This is a genomic window from Marinobacter sp., assembly GCF_041687235.1.
In the GTDB taxonomy this organism is placed as follows: Bacteria; Pseudomonadota; Gammaproteobacteria; order Pseudomonadales; family Oleiphilaceae; genus Marinobacter.
The window spans coordinates 213874-237016 of sequence record NZ_JAWLCH010000006.1 but is presented as its reverse complement, the minus strand read 5'-3'; the positions used below and the strand labels follow the sequence as shown (position 1 = coordinate 237016).

Annotated in this window: 17 protein-coding genes; 12 read left to right on the top strand and 5 right to left on the bottom strand. The window is 57.6% G+C overall.

Annotated elements, in window-relative coordinates:
* Nucleotides 1-191 precede the first annotated feature (191 nt).
* From glgB to glgP, 3 genes are read left to right on the top strand one after another with little or no spacing between them, the layout of a single operon-like run.
* Nucleotides 192-2078 carry a 1,4-alpha-glucan branching protein GlgB gene (glgB, locus tag ACESMK_RS11075; RefSeq protein ID WP_372998245.1) on the top strand — a complete coding sequence of 629 codons (1887 nt, stop codon included), beginning with the start codon at nt 192-194 and terminating at the stop codon, nt 2076-2078.
* On the top strand, nt 2075-3538 hold the full coding sequence (glgA, locus tag ACESMK_RS11070) for a glycogen synthase GlgA (protein ID WP_372998242.1): 1464 nt from the start codon (nt 2075-2077) through the stop codon (nt 3536-3538). Before glgB ends, glgA begins: the two co-directional genes overlap by 4 nt.
* A 32-nt stretch (nt 3539-3570) precedes the next feature.
* A complete protein-coding gene (glgP, locus tag ACESMK_RS11065) occupies nt 3571-6123 on the top strand; it encodes an alpha-glucan family phosphorylase (protein ID WP_372998239.1) in 2553 nt (850 codons plus the stop codon).
* 19 nt (nt 6124-6142) lie between these two features.
* On the opposite strand, the gene ACESMK_RS11060 is transcribed toward glgP, so the two are convergent.
* Both ACESMK_RS11060 and ACESMK_RS11055 read right to left on the bottom strand, forming a co-directional pair.
* Nucleotides 6143-6802 carry an alpha/beta hydrolase gene (locus tag ACESMK_RS11060; RefSeq protein WP_372998236.1) on the bottom strand — a complete coding sequence of 220 codons (660 nt, stop codon included), beginning with the start codon at nt 6800-6802 and terminating at the stop codon, nt 6143-6145.
* Between the two features lie 33 nt (nt 6803-6835).
* The gene (locus ACESMK_RS11055) at nt 6836-8032 is read right to left on the bottom strand and encodes a lysophospholipid acyltransferase family protein (protein WP_372998233.1); all 1197 of its coding nucleotides are present in this window, start codon (nt 8030-8032) and stop codon (nt 6836-6838) included.
* Nucleotides 8033-8249: 217 nt separating this feature from the next.
* Here ACESMK_RS11055 and recQ point away from each other — a divergent pair, with 217 nt between their 5' ends.
* Nucleotides 8250-10118, top strand: coding sequence for a DNA helicase RecQ (gene recQ / locus ACESMK_RS11050; protein WP_372998230.1), 1869 nt, complete (start codon nt 8250-8252; stop codon nt 10116-10118).
* Nucleotides 10119-10121: 3 nt separating this feature from the next.
* On the opposite strand, the gene ACESMK_RS11045 is transcribed toward recQ, so the two are convergent.
* Nucleotides 10122-10676, bottom strand: a complete 555-nt coding sequence (locus tag ACESMK_RS11045) for a PaaI family thioesterase (RefSeq protein WP_372998227.1) — start codon at nt 10674-10676, stop codon at nt 10122-10124.
* A gap of 188 nt (nt 10677-10864) precedes the next feature.
* Here ACESMK_RS11045 and ACESMK_RS11040 point away from each other — a divergent pair, with 188 nt between their 5' ends.
* Nucleotides 10865-11806, top strand: coding sequence for a hypothetical protein (locus ACESMK_RS11040; RefSeq protein WP_372998224.1), 942 nt, complete (start codon nt 10865-10867; stop codon nt 11804-11806).
* Here the strand turns inward: ACESMK_RS11040 and ACESMK_RS11035 are convergent.
* Nucleotides 11803-13689 carry a methyl-accepting chemotaxis protein gene (locus ACESMK_RS11035; RefSeq protein WP_372998221.1) on the bottom strand — a complete coding sequence of 629 codons (1887 nt, stop codon included), beginning with the start codon at nt 13687-13689 and terminating at the stop codon, nt 11803-11805. The genes ACESMK_RS11040 and ACESMK_RS11035 overlap by 4 nt on opposite strands.
* 149 nt (nt 13690-13838) lie before the next feature.
* Here ACESMK_RS11035 and ACESMK_RS11030 point away from each other — a divergent pair, with 149 nt between their 5' ends.
* The 4 genes from ACESMK_RS11030 (at nt 13839) to selD (ending at nt 18915) form a co-directional block, all read left to right on the top strand.
* Nucleotides 13839-15359 carry a nitrilase-related carbon-nitrogen hydrolase gene (locus ACESMK_RS11030; RefSeq protein ID WP_372998218.1) on the top strand — a complete coding sequence of 507 codons (1521 nt, stop codon included), beginning with the start codon at nt 13839-13841 and terminating at the stop codon, nt 15357-15359.
* Nucleotides 15360-15530: 171 nt separating this feature from the next.
* Nucleotides 15531-15929, top strand: a complete 399-nt coding sequence (locus tag ACESMK_RS11025) for a hypothetical protein (protein WP_372998215.1) — start codon at nt 15531-15533, stop codon at nt 15927-15929.
* Nucleotides 15930-15970: 41 nt separating this feature from the next.
* A complete protein-coding gene (locus tag ACESMK_RS11020) occupies nt 15971-16639 on the top strand; it encodes a helix-hairpin-helix domain-containing protein (RefSeq protein ID WP_372998212.1) in 669 nt (222 codons plus the stop codon).
* The gene (gene selD / locus ACESMK_RS11015) at nt 16639-18915 is read left to right on the top strand and encodes a selenide, water dikinase SelD (protein WP_372998209.1); all 2277 of its coding nucleotides are present in this window, start codon (nt 16639-16641) and stop codon (nt 18913-18915) included. The genes ACESMK_RS11020 and selD overlap by 1 nt, the downstream gene beginning before the upstream one ends.
* Here the strand turns inward: selD and senB are convergent.
* A complete protein-coding gene (gene senB / locus ACESMK_RS11010) occupies nt 18912-19898 on the bottom strand; it encodes a selenoneine biosynthesis selenosugar synthase SenB (protein WP_372998206.1) in 987 nt (328 codons plus the stop codon). The genes selD and senB overlap by 4 nt on opposite strands.
* A gap of 173 nt (nt 19899-20071) precedes the next feature.
* Between senB and ACESMK_RS11005 the strand changes: the two genes are divergently transcribed.
* The 3 genes from ACESMK_RS11005 to ACESMK_RS10995 are packed head-to-tail and all read left to right on the top strand — an operon-like array spanning nt 20072 to nt 23072.
* Nucleotides 20072-20938, top strand: coding sequence for a putative selenate ABC transporter substrate-binding protein (locus ACESMK_RS11005; protein ID WP_372998203.1), 867 nt, complete (start codon nt 20072-20074; stop codon nt 20936-20938).
* Entirely contained in the window at nt 20938-21588 is a 651-nt protein-coding gene (locus ACESMK_RS11000) for an ATP-binding cassette domain-containing protein (protein ID WP_372998200.1), read from the top strand. Before ACESMK_RS11005 ends, ACESMK_RS11000 begins: the two co-directional genes overlap by 1 nt.
* Nucleotides 21589-21605: 17 nt before the next feature.
* Nucleotides 21606-23072 (top strand): PhnE/PtxC family ABC transporter permease, encoded by a 1467-nt coding sequence (locus ACESMK_RS10995; RefSeq protein WP_372998197.1) that lies wholly within the window; start codon nt 21606-21608, stop codon nt 23070-23072.
* The last annotated feature ends 71 nt before the right edge of the window (nt 23073-23143 follow it).

Sequence of the window (23143 nt, the reverse complement as noted above, 5' to 3'; positions counted from 1 at the left end):
GTGATCGGTAGTTCAACCGCAAGGGTTTGCCACGTTTTTGACGCCTGTAACTATATTAGAACATTATCACGGAATTATGACGTAAACTTGCTTGGAGTCATTTTTTAAACAGGCCCGTTCGCGTCCAATGAAACGACGTTCAATTCAAGGATGCTTAACTAAGCGCCATTTGGTCAGGAACAGCACGGTCTATGGATAGCCCAACGCTCAGCGAATTCGACCTTCACCTCTTTGCCGAGGGCCGTCACTGGCACATCTACAATGTGCTGGGTGCTCACCTGTGCAAAAGCCGCGGCGTGGAGGGCGTCCGGTTTGCGGTTTGGGCGCCACACGCCAAAGCGGTCAGTGTGATCGGTGATTTCAATCACTGGAATTCGGGTCCCCATCCCATGGTTTTACACGAAGGCACCGGTGTGTGGTCCTGCTTCATTGCGGGCATTGGTACCGGTGCCCTCTACAAATTTGCCATCACCACAGAGAAAGGCCATCAGCTTCTGAAAACCGACCCCTATGGTCAGGCCTTCGAGTTGAGGCCCTCTACCGCCGCCGTGGTGACGGAACGGGGCCGATTTGGCTGGAGCGACGGCGACTGGCTTGCCCGCCGGGGCCGCTGGAACTGGCAGGATTCCCCCATTTCCATCTACGAGGTACATGCCGCCTCCTGGCGACATCACGGATCGGGACGATGGCTGACGTATCGCGAGCTGGCGGACCAGCTGATTCCCTATGTGCTGGAAATGGGCTTCACCCACATTGAGCTCCTGCCCGTGACTGAACACCCCCTGGACGAGTCCTGGGGCTACCAGACCACTGGCTATTTTGCGCCGACCAGTCGTTTTGGCACACCCGACGATCTTCGCTACCTGGTAGACCAGTGCCACCGGCATGACATCGGCGTGATTCTGGACTGGGTACCAGGCCATTTTCCAACCGACGAACATGCCCTCGCCCGCTTTGATGGCAGCGCGCTTTATGAGCACGAGGACCCTCGCAAGGGGCGCCACCAGGACTGGGGAACCCTGATCTACAACTACGGCCGCCACGAAGTCCGTAATTTCCTGATCGGCAGCGCGCTGTTCTGGCTGGACGCCTTCCATATCGACGGGCTGCGTGTGGACGCGGTGGCGTCCATGCTCTACCTCAACTATTCCCGCAAAGAAGGTGAATGGCTGCCCAACGAATACGGCGGCCACGAAAATCTGGAAGCCATAGAATTTTTGCGGGAACTGAACCGGGTTTGTCAGAGTCGTTTCCCGGGAACACTGGTGTGTGCGGAAGAATCCACGTCCTGGCCCCGGGTAACCCGGCCTCAGGAGATCGGCGGCCTGGGGTTCAATCTAAAGTGGAACATGGGCTGGATGCACGACACCCTGGACTACCTGAGCCAGGACCCTGTGTACCGCCAGTACCATCACGACAAGCTGACCTTCGGCCTGCTGTACGCGTTCTCGGAGAATTTCCTGCTGCCGCTGTCCCACGACGAGGTGGTTCACGGCAAAGGCAGCCTGATCAACAAGATGACGGGCGACGACTGGCAACAGCGGGCGTCCCTAAGGGTGCTGTTCACGTTCATGTTCAGCTACCCAGGCGCCAAGCTGTTGTTCATGGGCGGCGAGTTTGGCCAGCGTCGGGAATGGAGCGAATCCCGGGAACTGGACTGGTCCCTGCTTGAGTACCCGGGGCATCAGGGCCTGAGAAAACTGGTCCAGGATCTTAACGGCATTTATCGCCGGGAAGTCTCGCTGCACGGGGAATGCTTCAGACCTGAGGGCTTTGACTGGATCGATTGCCATGATTCGCCCCAATCGGTGATCAGCTTCCTGCGTACCGCCAAGGGCGAAACCTCGGTGATCGTGGTCAATTTCACGCCAATGCCCAGGCACCACTACCGTATCGGCTTACCTCAGGGTGGCGCCTGGCGGGAAATCTTCAACTCGGATTCAGAGTACTATGGCGGCAGTAACCTCGGTAACCCCTACCCGATGCCTGCGGACGAGCAGCCCTGGATGAACCGGAACTGGTCCCTTGAACTGACCCTGCCACCCCTGGGGGCGATTATCCTGAGGCCTGCGTTATGATTCGGGTGCTTTTCGCCACCAGTGAGGTCTACCCGCTGGTGAAAACCGGTGGTCTTGCCGATGTGTCTGCCAGTCTGCCGGAAGCGCTCTGCAGGCTCGAATACGATGTCCAGATTCTCCTGCCAGGCTACCCGGATGCGCTTAAAGCGGCCAGGAAGGCTGGCAGCCGCCGAAAGGCCCGGTTCCAACTGGGTCAGTACAACGTCAGCCTATGGCAGGCCAGATTGCCGGGCACTGCGGTCACGCTCTGGCTCGTGGACTGCCCACCGCTTTTTGACCGCCCCGGAGACCCCTACAAAAACGAGGAAGGGAAAGACTGGTGGGATAATGCACACCGGTTTGAGCTGTTCGGGAAAGTGGGCGCCATGATGGCCATGGGGGAAGCCGGATTAAGCTGGAAGCCCGACCTGGTTCACTGCAATGATTGGCAGACCGGGCTGATACCGGTGTTCCTGGAAGCCTACCACGACAGGCCCGGTACGGTTTTTACCATTCACAACCTCGCCTACCAGGGGCTGTTCTCCCATGAGACCTTCCGGGCCCTGGGCCTGCCGGACTCGCTCTGGCGTCTGGAACAGCTGGAATTCTACGGTCAGCTTTCGTTCATCAAGGGCGGCCTGGTGTTCAGCGACAGGATTACCACCGTCAGCCCAACCTATGCCCGCGAGATCCAGACCCCGGAGTTCGGTAATGGCTTGGATGGTTTGCTTCGGCATCGGCAGCACGTATTGACCGGCATTCTCAATGGCATTGATACCCGCGTCTGGAACCCGGAGGAAGATCCGGAACTGGGCTTCCACTATGGACGGGATCATCTGAAGAACAAGGCCCAGTGCCAGGCCAGTTTGCAGCGGGAGCTCGGACTGGAGGTAAATGGCGGGCCCTTGTTGGGGTTCATCGGTCGACTGGTGGAGCAGAAAGGCGTGGACTGGCTGATCAGCGTCATGCCGGATTTGCTGGAACAGGACTGCCAGTTCGTTATTCTGGGATCCGGAGAGGCCCGCTACGAGGAACCCCTCAAGCAGCTGGCGCGGCAATGGCCCCGGCAGATGTCCCTTACCCTGGGCTATAACGAGGGGCTTTCCCATCGCATCACCGCTGGGTGCGATCTGTTCCTGATGCCGTCGAAGTTCGAACCCTGCGGCCTCAACCAAATGTACAGCCTCAGGTATGGCACGGTGCCGGTGGTGCATGCCGTTGGTGGGTTGGCCGACACGGTGAGAGACCCGCAGGAGGCCGGAATAGACAAGGCAAACGGATTCAGTTTCACCGGCGCCAGTGCTGAGCCACTACTGGCGACGGTCAATCGGGCCCTGGCCGCCTTTGAAACCCGAAAAAAATGGCGCCGGTTGCAGGAAAACGGCATGGCGACGGACTATTCCTGGAAACAGCGTGCCCGTACCTATGGCGATCTGTATCAGCGCATTCTGAATGAACGAGATCAACAACAGCTGGATTAGTGCGAGCCTGTGCCCGCCCGGAGGCAATCAACATGCATAACGCGACGGAATTCCGACTTGAGGCTCATCCCCTGATTCCCGAAGCCCTGGAAAGGCTGGAGGAACTTGCCAATGATCTGTTTTACAGCTGGGATCACGGCGTACGCAGCCTGTTCGCCCGGATTGACCTTCGGCTCTGGCAGAAAGTGGAACACAACCCGAAGCTTTTCCTTCGCCGGGTGGCCCAGGACCGTCTTGACGAGGCTGCAGAAGACCGGGCGTTTCTGGCCGAGTATCGTCGGGTACTGAGTAGCTACGATGCCTATCTTGAGGCTGGCCCTGGCCCGGAAGTGACGGAGAAGCTGGATCCGGAGCATGCCCTGGTGGCGTATTTCTGTGCCGAATTCGGCTTCCACGAGAGCTTTCCGATCTACTCAGGGGGGCTGGGCATTCTGGCCGGAGATCACTGCAAGGCCGCCAGTGATCTCGCCCTGCCCTTTGTGGCCGTGGGCTTGTTGTACCGGCAGGGGTATTTTATCCAGAGTATCGACGCTCATGGCCAGCAGATTGCCCGCTATCAGTCCCATTCCAGCGATGAGTTACCAATCACGCCGGTAGAAATTGACGGCCAGATACTGAAGGTCTCCGTACCCTTTCCGGAACGGGATGTCGTGGCCCGGGTTTGGGAAGCGCGGGTTGGGCATATCCGGTTGTACCTGCTGGACAGCAATACCGAGGAAAACAGCCCCGAAGACCAGGATCTGACACTGCAGTTATACGGTGGCGACGAATCCACCCGTATCAGCCAGGAAATGCTGCTCGGTATTGGCGGAACCCGGGTTCTCGAAGCCCTGGAGCTCAAGCCCACGGTCTGGCACATCAACGAGGGTCATGCCGCTTTCCAGATACTCGAACGCTGCCGACACACCATGGCCTCGGGCCTGAGCTTCGACGCCGCCCTTGAAGCGGTTGCCGGCGCCACGCTGTTTACTACGCATACCCCGGTGCCCGCTGGTCACGATATTTTCACCAGAGCGTTGGTTCACCACGCCCTCGGTCGTTACATTGAGGAGGCCGGACTGGATTTTGAGAGGGTGTTTGCCCTTGGCTCGAAGGACGGAGGCGACAGTTTCAACATGACCAGCCTCGGACTGCGAGGTTCCCGGTTTCATAACGGTGTCAGCAGGATTCATGGGGGTGTTGCATCCCTTATGGAAGGCGATATCTGGCCCCAGGTACCACCATCGGAAAATCCCATTGGCTACATTACCAACGGCGTCCATGTGCCGACTTTTCTGGCTCCGGAGTGGTCGAGCCTCTTTGATATTCAGGCGCCCACCTGGAAAAGCGAGCTGAGAAACCCGGAGTTCTGGGAATTTATCGACCAGATTCCCGATTATCACTACTGGAGTGTCCACAAGGCACTCAAACAGCAGATGGGGGAGTATATTGTCCGTCGTCTGAAGCGCCAGCATAAGCGCAACGGTACCGGTCATTCAGTGACTGAACGGATGACCCGTCAGCTGATTTCTTCCGAAAAAGACACCCTGGTCATCGGTTTTGCCAGACGGTTCGCCACCTACAAGCGCGCAACGCTGATTTTTTCAGATCTGGAGCGGCTGGAGCAGATTCTAACCAACCCGGATCGCCCGGTAGTGCTGGTTTTCGCCGGTAAGGCCCACCCGAAGGACAAGCCCGGCCAGCAGTTGATCAAGGTCATACATGACCTGTCCATGCACCCCTCGTTGATGGGGCACCTGATCCTGCTGGAAGATTATGACCAGGCCATGGCGCGGCGCCTGCTGAGCGGCGTGGACGTCTGGCTTAACACCCCGGAATACCCGAAGGAAGCCAGTGGCACCTCCGGGGAAAAAGCCGCCCTGAATGGCGCTCTCAATCTCAGTGTGCTTGATGGCTGGTGGGGCGAAGGTTACGACGGCAAGAATGGCTGGGGGATACCGCCTCGGGATACGGAACTTGATCCGGAGTTCCGGAACGAAGAAGAGGCCCGGGATCTGATCGATTTGATCGAATTCGAGGTCGTTCCGCTGTATTACGATCGTGCGTCCCAGGGCTTTTCCAGGGGCTGGGTCAAACGCTCCAAGGCCTCGATGAAGTCGATCACGCCCCGTTTCAATGCCCAGCGCATGGTGATGGATTACGTGAACAACTATTACCATCCGGCCTCGTCCCAGGGAGCGCTGCTAATGGCCGACCACGGCCAGGTCGCTATCGCTCTGGCAGACTGGAAGGCCAGGGTTCGACAGGCCTGGCCGGGTGTGGAATTACGGGTGGTTGGCTGCGTTGAGTGCCGGTGCCCACATGACGGCGCCGTAGAGCTTCGGGTGGAAGCCTCGCTCAATGGCCTGGATGCGGATGATGTACGGGTTGAATGCCTGGTAAGCCCCGAGTGCACAGGCACACACAAGAGCCCGGGGCCGGGCAGTTTCTTCCTGGAGAAGGAGAGCGAATCGAATGGCCAGACGGTTTTTTCAACCCGCGTGCAGCCACCCTATCCCGGCTTGCAGACGCTCAGGCTGCGGATGTATCCCTACCACCAGTCGCTGACCCATCCGTTGGAAATGGGTGCCATGCTCTGGGTCTGAACCCGAGCATGGCAATGTCTCAGAGCAGATGCCGGCGAATGAACCGGCCGATATCCTGCACTTCCTCCAGGCACACGCTGTGTTCCATGGGGAAGGTGTGGTATGCGGGGTCGTAGCCCATGTCCCTCAGGGTTTCGACGCTGCGCACGCCCAACGCTTCCGGCACCATCGGGTCGAAGGTGCCGTGATACACACTGATGGGTACATCGGCGTTAGCCTCTGAACATTGAACGGTTTCTGCGGTCGCGAAATAGGTTGAAAGCGCCAGAATACCGCCCAGGCGCTCTGGATAACTGAGCCCCAATTCATAGGCAACCGCCCCGCCCTGAGAAAAACCGGCGATGATGATCCGGTTGGCCGGAACGCCCTTTTCGATTTCACGCTCCACCAGTTTAGCCACGGCATCTGCGGATTCACGCAGTTGTTCGGTATCCACTACCCGGTCAATGTCCATGGCCTTGATGTCGTACCAGGCTGGCATGGACATACCGCCATTGATAGTGACCGGCAGGTTGGGCGCGTGCGGAAAAATGAACCGCACAGCGGCTTCCGCCGGCAGGCCCAGCTCCGGAACCACCGGTTCGAAGTCATGGCCGCTGGCGCCGAGGCCGTGGAGCCAGATGACGGCAGCGGTGGGGTTTTCTCCGGTTTCAATCTCGATGTACTGAAGATCCTGCACGGGTTACCTCTTGTCGGAAAAAGTGGTGCCTGATTATTCGGTCTCGCCGGACTTTTCGGCATTGGCTTCGAGTGCGGTGACTACCGGATTGGCGTACATATCCAGCAAATACGGCCGTATGGCCGGATCGCAGGCCTCAAGGCGCCGTTCCATCTCAGCTGCGGCGGCTTCCATTTCCGCCGGCGACCAGGTTTCTGCCGTTACGACCGAGTCGCTTACGGTATCCGGCGTATTGTGGGCCTCGGGGTGCAGGCCGCGCTGCTGGTAGGCGACCAGGTTCGAGGCATGCAGGTGGTAATTGGCATGCATCTCCCTATCTATACGGGTCGCCAGGTCTTTCGGGTTATCCGGTGAATCATGAATAGGCGCACCAAAGTGCACATGCACATGGCCCTTGAAGCCGGTCAGCCCCTTCATGATCTGCTCGGTGTCTTCGCCTTCGCGCTTGACGTACTGGCCGGTTCTGGCTCGGGTTTCAAGTTCCTGCGCCTTGTCGGCATCACAGGGATCATATTCGTACGCTATTGATACAGGCACGACGTGCAGACGGTTCATGGCTTCGGCGAAACTGAGCCCGCTTTTCTTGCGGCTCATGTAGAACATCTTGATGATGGCCGGATCGGTGAAATCAAGGCCGTCCTTCGCCCGCCCTTCCCGCTGGGCAATCCAGATGCTGTGATTGGTATCAATGCTGTGGTTGATGAAGCCCGAGAGGGTGATATAGGCGTCTCGCATTTCGCGGGGGCTGGTCATGCTGCGGCGAACCACAAAGCTTTTGTTCAGCCGCATCATTTCGGCAAATACCCGGTTCGCCAGCAAATTGTCGCCAATGGCAATCCGTGTGGTGTGAAAACCGTTCTGGAACAGCAGGTAGTTCACGACCATGGGGTCGAACACGATGTCCCGATGATTGGAAATGAACAGGTAGGCACTGTGTTTGTCGAGATTCTCCAGGCCGCTGGTCGTTACCCGGGTGGTGGTGTTATCCACCAGTTCGCCAACATAACCGGAGAGCCCCGCTTGAAGGTCATCAACGCGGTTGTAGTGGCCGAAATGGCTGCTGAGCCAACGACGAGTGAAGACACGCAACACGGCTGGCGCCCAGCGTGCCAGGGTCGGTGACTTGAATCGACCGACCATATCCAGAAATTCCTGATCATTGACCAGGCGGTTAATAGCAGCGCCGGTTTCTTCGTCCAGATAGGGACGGATGGCATCAAATTCCTGCATGGAAGCCCTGTTATTATCAGTGTCTGTCACAGTTTGGCGTGAATTGGTGGTTCAAAAACGCGGTATTGTAGCGTTTCTTACACTACTTTGCCTCCATCGGGAGCACCGGTTTGCTGGCCAATCGTCAGGGTTAATCTGGTATCATTGGCCACCGCGCCGAACCCGGCATTCCACCCGTATCAACACAGCGGCTCCTGGCCGATGAACCGGTTACTCTATGTATCTTGATCAGGATTTCGAACAGCTTTCCACCGAGCGCCCCACCAACTCGGGCAGGGATCCGGAACAGGTGCTGCACGAAGTCTTCGGTTACGAATCGTTCCGGCCGCTGCAGGGTGACATCATCCGGGAAGTTTCGGAAGGCCGCGACGCGTTGGTGCTCATGCCTACGGGCGGTGGTAAATCCCTCTGTTATCAGGTGCCGGCTCTGGTCCGCTCCGGTACGGCCATTGTGATATCGCCTCTGATTGCGTTGATGCAGGACCAGGTTGCGGCACTGAAGGAGCTCGGTGTGCGGGCTGCATTCCTTAACTCCACAATGGATTTCGAGCAGGCCCGGGCTACCGAGTACGCCCTGATGACGGGTGAGCTGGACCTGCTTTACTGCGCACCGGAACGGCTGATACAGCCACGTACAATCGAATTGCTTCATGACGCTTCCATTTCTTTATTCGCCATAGACGAAGCTCATTGTGTGTCCCAGTGGGGCCACGACTTCCGGTCCGATTACCTCCAGCTGAGCATGCTCGCCGAGCAATTTCCCGGTGTCCCGCGCATTGCGTTGACGGCAACGGCCGATGAGCGAACCCGAAAGGAAATCGCGGAACGGCTGTCACTGACCGAGGCAAGGCACTTTGTCAGTGGCTTTGATCGCCCCAATATTCAGTACCGTATTGCACCAAAAATAAATGCAAACAAGCAGTTATTGGACTTTATTAAAGCTGAACACGAAGGTGATTGCGGCATCGTGTATTGCCTTTCCCGCAACAAGGTGGACGCCACCGCAAAAACCCTGGCCCAGAAAGGATATACCGCACTGCCCTACCACGCCGGCCTGTCCTCGGAACAGCGGGCGCACCATCAGGAGCGATTCCTCCGTGAGGACGGAGTGATCATCGTTGCCACCATTGCTTTCGGCATGGGCATCGACAAACCCGACGTTCGTTTTGTCGCCCATCTGGATCTGCCAAAAAGCCTCGAAGCCTACTACCAGGAAACCGGGCGGGCCGGACGGGATGGGAAGCCCTCGACTGCCTGGATGGTGTATGGCCTGCAGGATGTGATCAAGCTGCGGCAGATGCTGGAAAGCTCCCAGGGCAACGACCATTTCAAGCGGGTGGAACGCCAGAAGCTGGACGCCATGCTGGGCCTTTGTGAGGTCACCAGTTGCCGTCGTCAGGTGTTGCTGCGTTATTTTGGAGATCAGCTGGAGGAACCCTGCGGAAACTGCGATACCTGCCTGAACCCGCCGGAAACCTGGGATGGAACCGTGGCCGTTCAGAAAGCCCTGTCCTGTGTGTTCCGTACTGGCCAGCGTTTTGGCGTGACCTACCTGATTGATGTACTCAGGGGCTCAGAGAACGAGCGGATTCTGCAATCCGGACACCATCAGGTCTCCACCTACGGTATCGGAACCGAACTGAGCGCCAACGAGTGGAAATCGGTATTTCGTCAGCTTGTGGCCAACGGTTACCTGCGGGCCGATCCGGAAGGTTACGGCGCACTCCAGTTAACGGAGCAATGCCGGCCTCTGCTGAAAGGCAGCCAGTCCATTGAGCTGCGCAAGGACCCTGTGGTCAAGAAAGCGGCAGGTCGCGCTTCCGGTGGCCGCGCCAGCGCTCCGGTCAAAGACCAGATTACCGACCAGGCCGGCTGGGAAGCTCTGAGGGCCTGTCGCAAAGAACTGGCCGACAAACAGGGCGTGCCCCCCTATGTCATTTTTCATGACACCACCCTGTTTGGAATGCTTGAGCGCAAGCCGCGCACGTTGGATGAGCTGGCCGAAGTCAGCGGTGTAGGCGCTGCCAAGCTTGAGAAATACGGCGAGATTTTCCTCGAGACTATTGCCGGCCTGGATCAGGCCTGATTCTCAGGCCTCCGCTTTAAAGCCCTTCTTGCGCACCCGGTAATGGGCGATGGAGGTCGCCACATGGTTGCCCTCCTGATCCATCAGCGTTCCTTCCAGGGTGAATTTGGCCCGGCCAGTTTCGTCGGCGTCGGCAAGAATGGCAGCCACCGTTTCCGGCGGCAGTGTGAACTCCACGGTGACATCGGAATTGGCCGGCTGCAGGAACTGCAGTGTCATTTCCTTGAGAATCGGTGTGTAAGCCGGCCCCAGGTCAAAGAGCGTGAGCACGCCACCGGGTATCTCGGCCACCAGGAAATAGGCGCCGGCATAGAGACTGCCGAAGTGGTTCTTGTTGCCTTTTAACCGGATTTTCGCCCGCACATAGCCCGGCCTGACCTCCTCCACACTGAAGTTGTTCCGGGGCGCAAAGGGAATCGACAGACCGATGATTTTGTTCACCGCCGCGTAGCCGCCGGTCTTCTTGAGCCAGGCCAGGGGGTTGGTCAGCGTGGCTTTCGGGTCTGCACTGGCCACCCACTGGCCGGTGGCGCCGATCAGGTTGTCAATAATCGCCATATCCATGCTCCGTTGTTAGATCGGAGCCGATGATTGCAACGTGCTCCGGAGGTCGCAAGAATCTTTTACAATTTTTTTGGACATTGTTCGATTTATTTTTGAGTTTGTGTTCTAAAGTGAGGAGTGCCCGTTTACATCATGGTTGCGACTCGGGCCGGCTTCTCCCGGATTGAGAAAGGATTTCTGATTTGGAACGTCATCTTCCTGCCGTTGTGAAACGCTCCAGCCTCCGGAAACTGGCTCTACGCCTCACCGTTCTGGGCCTTGTCCTGTGTGCGTTACCTGTTCAGGCCAGCAACGGCCCGGATGACGCCAGCCGCGACTACGTTCTCTGGTACAGGAACTATGACAGCCCCGCTATTCGCGCGCTTGTTGAACTTTCCCTGAAGAAAACACCGGAGTATGGGGATTTCAGAATTATCCGCAGTGAGGAACTGAGCCAGGGGCGGGTGCTCCGGGAACTCACTGACGGCCGGTCCCGGCTCGTGGACATTGCCAACGTGGCCACGTCCGAGGAGCGGGAGAATTTCCTCACCGCAATCCCTATTCCCATCGACGGTGGCCTGCTCGGCTTTCGGGTTTGCGTGGTGCTTCCGGAATCCCTGCCAAAGTTTGCCGGCATAGAGAACCTGGACGATCTCAGGAATAGCCACATACGCATCGGCCAGGGGTCCCACTGGCCGGACACACCGGTGCTGGAAGCCAATGGCATTCAGGTCGTCACCCACTCGCGGTACGAGATACTGTTCGGAATGCTGCGGAACGAACGGTTCGAATGTTTTGCCCGCGGCGTAAGCGAAGTGCTGTATGACCTCGAAATGGAACAGGACCCGAACCTGGTGATTGAACCGAATCTGCTGATTGCCTACCCGATGCCCTCCTACCTGTTCGTTGGACCTCACGATCAGGAGACGGCTCACCGCCTGCAACTCGGCATCGAACGGGCCATCCAGGACGGAAGCTTCGGGCAGTTCCTGAGGCGTTATTACGCCCGCGCCGTGCGTGAACTGAACCTGGACAGGCGCAGGGTAATTGCCCTTGAAAACCCCTTCCTGAGTGAAGAATCCCGCTACGTCGGACGCAGTACGCTGGAAAACCTGCGCCTGCGCCTCGACATCCTCAGCCGTTAAACCCGGAACCGCGAAACGTTCTGGTTCAGTGCCGTACCAATACTCTCAATCTGGCCACTGTAAACGTCGTTTTCGCTGGCGGCCGCGGCCGCTTCCTGGCCCTGGTCGGCAATCCGGGTAATCGACGAGTTGAGCTCTTCGGTTACCGAGGTCTGCTCTTCGGAAGCCGTGGCAATCTGCGACGTCATCTGACTGATGGACGTAATGGCTTCCGCGATTCGATTGAGGGCTTCCATGGCATCCTGGGCTTTTTCCATGCTGACATTGGAAACCGCCGTCGATGCCTTCATTACTTCAACGGCATCGTTGGCGCCTTTTTGCAGGCGCTCGATCATGTTGTTGATTTCTTCGGTACTGGATTGGGTGCGCTGGGCCAGATTGCGGACTTCATCGGCCACAACCGCAAAGCCCCGCCCTGCCTCACCGGCCCGTGCAGCCTCAATGGCCGCGTTCAGGGCAAGCAGATTGGTTTGTTCGGCGATGCCCTGAATAACTTCAAGGACCGTGGTAATGGAGGCGACATCATTGCCTAGGGTATCAATGACCTCGGCCGCGGCGTTGATCTCTTTTGAGAGTTTCTGGACGGCATCCCGGGATGCGGCAACGGTTTCCAGCGAAGCCCGGCTGTCAGCGTCGGCCGTATTGGCTGCGTCTGCGGTTTGTTGGGCGTTCTGGGCGATCTCTCCGGCGGCGGCAGACATTTCGTTGATTGCCGTGGCAACCATATCGATCTCCGCCTGCTGGTTCTCGACGCTTGAACGGCTGGTGCTGGCGGTTTCCCTGAGGGAGGTAACATTCTGCCCGAGTTCGGCGCTGCCTTGTTGAACATCCCTTACAACCGTCTGGATATTCTCAACGAACTGGTTGAAGCTCCGGGCCAACTGTCCGAATTCGTCACCGGAGCTGTCATCCAGACGCTGGGTCAGGTCGGCGTCGCCACTGCCAATGTCGGCCATGGCCTCGTTCAGCCGGCGGACCGGCGCCATCAGGACTTTAATGCCAACGTGAAGGATGACCAGAGAAACAATCAGGCCGATAATCGCCATGACCAGGCCGGTCATCCGGGCACTCTGAACCGGAGCGTTGATCTTGTCGGCGTTTACAAAGGTGCCGAGGTACCATTCCACACCCCGGGCCTCACTGATCGGATGGAAACTGGCCTCCCAGTTGCCCTCGTCATTGCTGTATTCATGGGCGGTGCCGCCCAGATCCGGTTTGCCGCCCAGCAGTTCACTGATGTTTTTGCCCACCAGTTCCTGCCTGGGGTGGAAGAGCACGATGCCGCGTGCGTTGATCAGTGCCGCATAGCCTGTATCGGCAAGAGTCACGGTGGACAGGGTTTTTGCAATGGCACCCAGGCCGATATCCGCACCGGCCACGCCTTCATAGTCACCGCGTTTGACCGGCGCCAGTGTGGAAATGATCATGTCATTGGTACTGGCATCCTGATAAGGCTCGGTAAATGAAGCACTGCCAAGGCGCATGGCCTTCTGATACCAGGGGCGTTCGCGGGGGTCGTAATCGTCCGGCAGCGTGGCGTCCGCTTCCGGGGACTTCATCAGCATGTAACCATCGGTGCGGCCCACGTAGACATCCCGGAACCCGCCACCCGTGGTAATGGCCTGCAGCACCACCCGCGCTTCGTCATCGTTTTCGGCACTTTCCAGTGCCTTGGCGGTGGCTTCGGTCATTACCAAACGGGTGTTGAGCCACTCGGCGATACTCGAGGTGCTTTGCTGGACCGTATCGTCGATCAGCGCGTCCACATAGGTATCCGTGGTGTTTTGCAGCCGTAAATCGCCCGAGAGCGTGAAAGCTCCCATAACCAACAGCAACAAGATACCGAAAGCAGTGAGGAGCTTTTGCCCGAATGTCAGCTGCACAGTCGAATCCTCTGCAATGAAAATTGATATTCGTTAATTTGTGTTTCGGCCCGCGATGCGAAGTCTTTAGCGGCTTCTGTTAAACTTTTACAGTATTGACGCAAACGCTGAGCTTGTCCTCACTCCAAAACGAACGGGAGCCGAACTGAATGGCCCATGAAGAACTGCATCTCAACCTCCGGAATCTGAAGCTTGAAGACTACGAACAGCTTCAAATGCTTATGGACCGCGTTTATGACGACATCGGAGGCGCATGGCCCAAGGACACCATCAAGGCGCTGGTGGAACAATTTCCCGACGGTCAGATCTGCATTGAGGAAAGCGGACAGTTAGTCGCGGTTGCTCTAACCGTTTGTGTTAAATACGACCGCTTCAGCAACCCCCATACCTACGACGACCTGATTCTCCGGAACGAGAAGATCTGGCACAACGCCAATGGCGATTCCCTCTACGGGCTGGATGTCTTCATTCACCCGGATTACCGGGGCTATCGCCTGGGGCGCCGACTGTATGAAGCTCGCAAGGAACTCTGCCGCTCAATGAACCTGAGAGGGATTCTTGCGGGTGGGCGCATACCGAACTATTTCAAATATGCAGAGCAGTACTCACCGGAGGAGTATATCCAGCGCGTGGATCGCAAGGAGATCTACGATCCGATCCTGAGCTTCCAGCTCTCCAACGATTTTCAGGTTACCCGCCTGATGCACAAGTACCTGCCGGAGGACGAGAAATCACTGGGCTACGCTACCCTGCTGGAATGGCGGAACATTCTCTACACGCCGCCGTCTTCGGTTCTGAACGTCAAGAAGACGCAGGTTCGACTGGGCGCCGTGCAATGGCAGATGCGCGAGTTTACCTCTGTCGAGGAAGTGCTGAGACAGGTGGAGTACTTCGTGGATGCGCTGTCTGACTACAAGAGTGACTTCGCCATCTTCCCGGAATTTTTCAACGCGCCGCTCATGGGGCTGACCGACCAGATGGACCAGACCCGGGCGATCCGATTCCTTGCCGGATTTACCCAGCAGTTCCGGGAAGAAATGTCCGAAATGGCGGTAAGTTACAACATCAACATCATCACCGGCTCCATGCCGCTGATCGAAAATGACCGTGTTTACAACGTGTCTTACCTGTGCCATCGGGACGGCCGTGTTGATGAACAGCGCAAGATTCACATCACGCCCCACGAGCGTCGCGACTGGGTCATCGAGGGTGGCAATCAGTTCGAGGTGTTTGACACCGACGCAGGCCGGGTTGCCATCATGATCTGTTACGACATTGAGTTTCCGGAGCTGGGGCGTATTGCTGCCAGCCAGGAAGTCGATATCATCATGGTGCCCTTCTGGACCGATACCAAGAACGGCTACCTCCGGGTTCGCCAGTGTGCCCAGGCCCGGGCCATCGAGAACGAATGTTATGTCGTAATCACCGGCAGTGTCGGCAACCTGCCGAAAGTTGAGAACCTGGACGTCCAGTATGCCCAGTCGTCCGTATTCTCGCCTTCGGATTTCGCCTTCCCCCACGATGCGGTGATGGCAGAAACAACGCCGAATACGGAGATGATCATGTTCTCCGATATGGACCTTGAGAAGCTGAAGCTGGTGCGGAATGAAGGCTCTGTCACTAACCTGAAAGATCGTCGGGTTGATATGTACGAGCTGAAAACCAAGTAACTGGCCCGAAAAGCCGGGGCAATCTGTTAAAAAATTGCGTTAGCGGTCGTTCGTATGGCACTGATGGCGTTGCAAAACCAAAAGTCAGTGTCTATTGTTTAACCAATATCCTGCCTGTCTCCCGATGAGACAGGTTGCAGTGGATACGGAAATCACCAGAGAACCTGATTCATGAACGAAGCATTGCCGGATCTTGTCGCCCGATTCCGAGTCAGACAGGGCCTTTTCCGCAAGGAACTGGTCGAGGCTGCCCTTTACGAACTGGACGGCTACGGGTGCGTTATGAAAACCGACAAGGTGTTCAATCCCGGTGATACCGTGGTGCTGGATCTGGTCATGGATATGCCGTTTGACAAGATCCGTGCCGAAGGCCTGGCTGGCCTGGTGACCGAACGCAGAAAACACTGCAGTAACTTCTTTTATTCCATAGACTTTGTTGAGCTCGACTCCAGCGGAAGTTCTTCATCAACTGAAAAGCTCCGCAGGATTCGGGAAGTGCTGTCCAAGAAACAGTCTCTCAAATCACGTCGTTCCTCAGGATCCATATCCGGTTTTCGGCAAATGGCCTGACCCCGATTGTTCGTTGAAACCTGTCCGTAAGGAGACATTCCATGGCGAAGAAAGCCAAACAGAACGTTGATAAGATCGTTAAAAAGGTCAACAAGGAGTTCGAAAAGACCTCCTCCCAGATCGAAGGTCTTGTAAACGATGCCCTCAAGCAGTTCGACAGCCTGCAGAACCAGGTGCAGGAGCCAGTCCGTAAACTGCTCAAAGAAATCGACGAGCTGCGCGACCGTGAGATGAAGCGCTTCCACGAAGAATTCGAGCGCCGCCTTGAGGAATTCCACGAGCTGCAGAGCAGCATTCTGGAGCGTCTGGGTGTCGCCTCCAAAGAGGCGGGTGAAGAGGTTAAAAAGCTTACTGATGACGTGAGCAAGGAAGCCACCACAGCCGCCAAAAAAGCCGCTCCCAAGAAAACCGCCAAGTCAGCGGCCAAATCAAAAGCCGCCACCAGCAAGCCGGCAGCCAAGAAACCTGCTGCGAAAAAGCCTGCTGCCAGGAAAGCACCGACTGCAAAAGCCGCCAAGCCAGTGGACAAGAGCGACCTGACACTGGTCAAAGGCATTGGCCCGGCCACCGCCAAGAAGATGAAGGATGCGGGCATTACCTCCATCGACCAGATCGCCAACCCATCTGCAGAAGATCAGGAAAAGCTCAAGGCCTTTTCAAACGTCAAGGGATACAGCGAATTCACGGCTGAAGCCAAGAAAATCAGCTGATGCGAACGCCTGACCAGCCTGTATTACGGGATATAGTCCTGATTGGCGGCGGGCACAGCCACGTCGGGGTACTGAAACGGTTCGCCATGAACCCGGTTCCCGGCGTGCGCCTGACCCTTATCTGCCGAGATACTCACACGCCCTATTCCGGCATGCTGCCCGGTTACGTTGCCGGGCACTACAGCTACGACGATGTTCATATCGATCTGAGCCGGCTGGCAGAGTATGCCGGCGCGCGCTTTTATCGGGCCGAGGCCGTTGGCATCGACCGCGACCGGAAGCGCGTCATCTGCCGTGGCCGCCCGGATGTGCCCTACGATATTCTGTCCATCAACATTGGCTCCTCTCCACGGGTTAACGAAGTGGAAGGCGCGTCCGACCATGCGGTGCCGGTAAAACCCATTACCGGGTTCAACAATCGCTGGCTTGCCCTGCTCTCCCGCATCGAAAACCACGACGGGCCTCTCGCCGTGGCCGTTGTTGGGGCCGGTGCCGGTGGTGTCGAGCTTACCCTTGCCATGCAGTTCCGCCTGAAGAACGAGCTGAAGCAGCGAGGCAAGGACCCCGGCCAGCTGCACTTTCATCTCTTTGACGCCGCCGATGAGATTCTGCCCACCCACAACCCCAAGGTTCGTGAGGTGTTCCGCAGGACGCTTTCCGATCGCGGGGTGAAGGTCCACCTTGGATCGCCGGTGAGCAAGGTGCAGGAAGGCCTGTTGATTACCGAGTCCGGTGAAACCCAGCAAACCGACGAAGTGCTCTGGGTGACCCGCGCCGGTGGGCCGGAGTGGCTCAAGGATACAGGTCTTGCCCTGGACGACGGACTGTTCCTGAGGGTGCGCGATACGCTTCAGGTGGAGAACGACGACAGCATTTTTGCCGCCGGCGATATTGCCAATGTGGTGAATCACCCCCGCGAGAAAGCGGGCGTGTTTGCGGTCAGGCAAGGTCGTCCCCTGGCTGACAACCTCAAGCGCCTGGCCACCGGCAAGGATCCCAGGGATTTCTACCCTCAGAAGAAGTGGCTGGCGCTGATCAGTACTGGTGACAAGTACGCCGTGGCCTCCCGTGGCGACATGCAGTTCGATGGCGCCTGGGTCTGGCGCTGGAAGGACTGGATCGACCGCCGGTTCATGAAGAAGTTCACCGACCTGCCTCCCATGGAGGAGGAAGCCACTCTGCCGGATACCGCTGCGGCTCAGAGCGCCGAGGAAGCCTCCCAGGCGATCTCAGCGGTTGCCATGCGCTGTGGTGGTTGTGGCGCCAAGGTAGGCAGCACCGTGCTGTCACGGGCCCTGGGTGAACTCAGGCCCATCGAACGGGACGATATCCTCATAGGCCTGCACGCCCCGGATGATGCCGCCGTTCTGAAAGTGCCACCGGGTAAGGCCGTCGTTCATACCGTGGACTTCTTCCGCGCCTTTATCGACGACCCTTATGTGTTTGGCAAGGTCGCAGCCAACCACAGCCTCGGGGATGTTTTTGCCATGGGCGCAGAGGCCCAGAGCGCCACGGCCGTGGCTACGGTGCCTTACGGCATTGAATCCAAGGTAGAGGATGTGGTCTACCAGATGATGTCCGGCGCCGTGGAAGTGCTGAACGAAGCCGGCTGCGCACTTGTCGGTGGTCATACCGGCGAGGGCAAGGAGCTGGCTCTGGGCTTTGCCGTTAACGGTTTGATCGACCCGGACGAGGTCATGAGCAAGGGTGGATTGAAAGCGGGTGACGCGCTGATCCTGACCAAGCCTATAGGCACCGGCACCCTGTTCGCCGCCCATGCGAGGCTTGCAGCCAAAGGCCGGTGGATCGATTCCGCCCTGGCTTCCATGGTCCAGTCCAACAAGGCAGCCGCCGATTGCCTGAGGAAATTCGGATCCAAAGCCTGCACAGACGTCACCGGTTTCGGGCTGCTCGGGCACCTGGTTGAAATGACCAAGCCTTCGGGGGTTGATGCGGAACTGGACCTGTCTGCCATCCCGATATTGCCAGGCGCAGAAGAAACAGCGGCAGCGGGCATTCTCAGCTCACTGCAACCTGCAAACATCCGGTTGCGTCGCGGTATCCGGGATCAGGAAAAGTGGGTCAACCATCCCCGGTATCCGCTGATCTTTGATCCGCAAACGGCAGGCGGTCTGCTGGCCAGTGTTGCGGCAGACAAGGCCGAGGCGTGTGTCCGGGAGCTGAAAGCTCTGGGCTACCCTCACACCGCCATCATTGGCCGCATTAACGCCCAGGATGAGTCCGGACCTATCGAACCCATTTCTCTGCGGGACTAGCGTCTCTCCGAGCTGCGCTGCACCGCAAGGTGCAGCGCATGCTCCAGGGCGGCCTGCTCCTTTTCCGGCAAAAAGTGCCCTGATAGTTGACCGACCTGATTCCTGAGTGTGGCCAGAAATTCCGGAGTCTGTTCTGCGCGGAGAAGGAGGTTAGCCAGCGCCTGTTCATCACCGGCCGGGAAATACCCGCCATAACCCTTACCCAGCAGGCCGACATTGCCGGGAATGTCTGACGCAATAACAGGAAGACCGGCCCGGCAGGCCTCCGACACGACGTTTGCTCCACCTTCCATCACCGAACTGATCACCATGACCTGGCTGTTTGCCATCAACTGCCGGGTTTCGGCTTTCTCAAGTTCCCCGAGCCAGGAGAAGCGAGGATTCTCGGACATCTCCTGCTCCGCTTTGCGTTGCCAATCCTGGTTGTGAGGCTTGCCGGCACAAAAAACCTGTATCCCCGAGTCCTCGGGTAGCAATCGGGCTGCATAAGCGGCCCGGAGTGAATCCTTCTCGTCTCTCAGGTGGCCGATGACACAAACGCCGAACCCGTTGTCTTTCACGGCTGGTTGTGGCGCAGGGTAAGACTCCGGGCCATCAGCCGACTGGTAAAGCGTCACCAGTTTGCCGGCAAAATCAGCCGGTATGTCATCGGCCACCAGCGTGTGCAGGCCGATAAGCGCATCCGCCTGTTCCATCGAATACAGGGTGTCCTCCGGGTATTCATATTGGTAACGGTAGATGTCCGTCCCGGTCAAGGCCACGATAAGCGGCCTGGCGGGCCAGCTTTCACGGAACCGCCGCACGGCAGCCACACTCCGCCATGCATGCAGGGCGATAAAGCCATCACAGGGTTCACCGCGATATTCAGTAACCACCTCGACCGAATGCCCGGCATTTTCCAGCAAGGATTTCCATCGCTCTGCCGTGGCCCGGTTACCGGCTTTCGAACCCGGTTTTGCCGGTGTAATCATAATCAGTCGCATACCATTCGCCTGAAGTGAGGTCACTGAAAATTAAGGTGTCCGGGCCTGAGCCATTTAAACCCGCAAACCGTATAGCTGTTCAGAGTTTACGTAAATCAAGGTATCCTGCAGAACACGAGGGCTGCCGGGCCCTGTATCTCTTTACACCAAACCCCCTGAGACAAGGAACAATCATGACCTTCAATCCTATACGGAAATTACTGATTATTGGTCTATGCACTCTCTTTGCTGCCACGGCTTCTGCCCAGACGTTCATCTTCACGGCGATACCCGATGAAGATGAAACCAAACTGGTGGAGCGATTCCGTGGCGTTGCCGATTATCTTTCCGAGGAACTTGACGCGGACGTGCGTTACATCCCCGTGAAGTCCTATGCCGCAGCCGTCTCGGCTTTCCGGAACAATCAGGTTCAACTGGCCTGGTTCGGCGGGCTGTCCGGTGTTCAGGCCCGCGCCCTGGTTCCTGGCTCCCAGGCCATTGCCCAGGGTGAGGAAGACCAGGCATTCTACAATTACTTCATCGCTCATAAGAGCACAGGCCTGGATCGCGCAGACACCCTCGTTGACGATCTCCGCGGCAAGACCTTTACCTTTGGTTCCAAGGGCTCAACCTCTGGCCGCCTGATTCCGGAATACCATATCAGACAGATATTCGGTGAAGCGCCCGAGGATGTCTTCTCCCGTGTGGGTTTCAGTGGCAACCATACCCGGACTCTGCGACTGGTGGAATCCGGCACCTACGAAGTGGGCGCAATCAACTACAAGGTCTGGGAAAAAGAGCTTGAAGACGGCAACATCAACACCGATGACGTAAAGATTATCTGGAAGACACCGGCCTATCCCAACTACCAGTGGAGTATTCGGGGCGATGTTGACGAAACCTACGGTGAAGGTTTCACAGACAGGGTTCGCGAGGCGCTGCTGGCACTGGACGATCCGAAATTGCTCGAAAGCTTCCCGCGCTCAGCATTTGTACCGGCGTCGAACGACGACTATGAGCCCATTCGCAGCGTTGCCGAAGAAATCGGAATCATCGATTAATGGCGGGATTTGACCTTACGGGTCTGACAGCTTCGTTTGGGGGTGAGCGGGTCATCGGGCCCCTCACCCTGCAAATTAAAACCGGTGAGCGCATCGGGCTTGTCGGTAAAAGCGGCGCGGGTAAGTCGACCCTGATCCGGCTCATCCACGAAAGGGTGAACCGGGAGTCCTCGCTGGTCCCGCAGGAACTCGGGCTGGTGAATGCCCTGCCCGTGTTTCACAATGTGTTCATGGGCCAACTGGACAGGCACTCCACCTGGTACAACACGGTTACCCTGGTTCGCCCCTTCAAGCAGGACCGCAGTGAGGTCAGAGCATTATTGGATGCGCTCAGGATGTCGGAAAAACTGTGGATTCCTACGGCATCGCTTTCGGGTGGACAGCGGCAGAGGGTCGCCATTGCCCGGGCACTTTATCGCAACGCCCCCGTGCTATTAGCGGATGAACCCATTTCCGCACTCGACGGCCCCATGGCCCATCTGGTGATGGAACTGCTCAGGGACCGGTTTCAGACCAGCGTAATTGCACTGCACGATGTGGACATGGCGCTGGCTTACTGCAACCGAATCATTGGTATACAGGACGGCCAGGTGGCCCTGGACGAGCCGAGCGAACGGTTGGCCGCCCCGGACATCATGTCGCTCTATTAGGAGAACCGGCCAGTTTCATGCTCTCCTCACCAACGGTTCGAACCAGCCTCATTTTTCTGGCCATTGCCCTTGTCGGCCTGCTGTTCGCGGATATTGCGATAACCGCCTCCAACCCCTGGCGGGATCTTGGCAACTTTTTCCTGGGCGTACTGACTCCCAATTTTTTCAGCAGTGAGGGCCTGCTAACGGCCCTGCTCCGGACCGTGGCCTTCGCCTTTGTTGGCGTTACCCTCGGCAGCCTCTGCGGCTTTTTGCTCGCCCTGGTGTACCGGTACCTGCCAGTACGCATTTTTTGCGCCTTCATTCGAGCCATTCACGAATTGTTCTGGGCGCTGATCTTCCTCCAGTTCTTTGGTTTTCACCCGCTTACAGGCGTGCTCGCCATTGCCATTCCCTACTCGGGCATTTTTGCCAAGGTGTATTCGGAGATTCTCGAGGAAGCAGACCCGGAACCGGGCCGGTTACTCCCCCCGGGCACTGGCACCATCGCGGCCTTTCTCTACACCCGAATTCCCGATTGCTGGGTGCAGCTGCGCACCTACACGGCCTATAGGCTGGAGTGTGGCCTTCGCTCCAGCGCCATCCTCGGGTTTGTGGGCCTGCCCACTCTGGGGTTCTACCTGGAATCCTCGTTCTCCCAGGGCATGTATTCCGATGCCGGTGCCATGCTGATCCTGTTTTACGTGCTCATTGCCACCATACCGCTCTGGGTCCGACCAAAACTGTTACCGGTATACGTACTGGCAGCGCCTTTTTTCCTGGGCGACGGGTTACCGATTGTCTGGGGTAATGTAGAGCGGTTTTTCACCGAAGACATCGTGCCCAGCCCGCTACAGAACGGGGAAGGCCTGGCCGGCCTGATGCCCTGGCTCAATGAGCTGATGGTGGAGCAAGCGCTGCCGGGCATCTGGAACACGGTTATTCTGACCCAGATTGCACTGGTGGCTACGGGCATCCTGACGCTTCTGGCGTTTCCCCTGATCTCAAACCACTTTGGCGGCCCGGTACGCCGCACGTCTGGCCATGTGTTTCTGGTGATTGCCCGTTCTACGCCGGAATATATTCTTGCCTACATTCTGCTCCAGCTTTGGGGCCCGTCCATGCTCCCCGCCGTGGTTGCCCTGGCACTACACAATGGCGGGATCATTGGTCACCTGATTGGCCGGCAGACGAACACCATCCGGTTACGGCCGGATGCCCCCACGGGCTTCAATCGCTACAGCTGGGAACTGGTACCCAGGGTTTACCGCTCCTTCCTGGCGTTTCTCTTTTACCGCTGGGAAATCATCATGCGGGAAACCGCCATTCTGGGCATTCTCGGCATCTATACGCTCGGCTTCTACGTGGACAGCGCCATCCAGAGCATCCGGTTTGATCAGGCCATGGTGTTGATTCTGATTACCGCCCTGCTCAATATCGGAGTGGATATTCTCGGGCGCTACATCCGCCGCAAACTGGCCCTGCAAACCATGCCTACCTGTTGAGCCCCGCGGCGCAGTTCTCAGGCTGCGATCCCCGTCACAGTTCCGTCATTTGAGTCAACCCTGCGCCCGGG

Coding starts and splice junctions, on each gene's coding strand:
- glgB (WP_372998245.1), top strand. CDS start 192: ATGGATAGCCCAACGCTCAGCGAATTCGACCTTCACCTCTTTGCCGAG.
- glgA (WP_372998242.1), top strand. CDS start 2,075: ATGATTCGGGTGCTTTTCGCCACCAGTGAGGTCTACCCGCTGGTGAAA.
- glgP (WP_372998239.1), top strand. CDS start 3,571: ATGCATAACGCGACGGAATTCCGACTTGAGGCTCATCCCCTGATTCCC.
- ACESMK_RS11055 (WP_372998233.1), bottom strand. CDS start 8,032: ATGCAGGAATTTGATGCCATCCGTCCCTATCTGGACGAAGAAACCGGC.
- recQ (WP_372998230.1), top strand. CDS start 8,250: ATGTATCTTGATCAGGATTTCGAACAGCTTTCCACCGAGCGCCCCACC.
- ACESMK_RS11045 (WP_372998227.1), bottom strand. CDS start 10,676: ATGGCGATTATTGACAACCTGATCGGCGCCACCGGCCAGTGGGTGGCC.
- ACESMK_RS11030 (WP_372998218.1), top strand. CDS start 13,839: ATGGCCCATGAAGAACTGCATCTCAACCTCCGGAATCTGAAGCTTGAA.
- ACESMK_RS11025 (WP_372998215.1), top strand. CDS start 15,531: ATGAACGAAGCATTGCCGGATCTTGTCGCCCGATTCCGAGTCAGACAG.
- ACESMK_RS11020 (WP_372998212.1), top strand. CDS start 15,971: ATGGCGAAGAAAGCCAAACAGAACGTTGATAAGATCGTTAAAAAGGTC.
- selD (WP_372998209.1), top strand. CDS start 16,639: ATGCGAACGCCTGACCAGCCTGTATTACGGGATATAGTCCTGATTGGC.
- senB (WP_372998206.1), bottom strand. CDS start 19,898: ATGCGACTGATTATGATTACACCGGCAAAACCGGGTTCGAAAGCCGGT.
- ACESMK_RS11005 (WP_372998203.1), top strand. CDS start 20,072: ATGACCTTCAATCCTATACGGAAATTACTGATTATTGGTCTATGCACT.
- ACESMK_RS11000 (WP_372998200.1), top strand. CDS start 20,938: ATGGCGGGATTTGACCTTACGGGTCTGACAGCTTCGTTTGGGGGTGAG.
- ACESMK_RS10995 (WP_372998197.1), top strand. CDS start 21,606: ATGCTCTCCTCACCAACGGTTCGAACCAGCCTCATTTTTCTGGCCATT.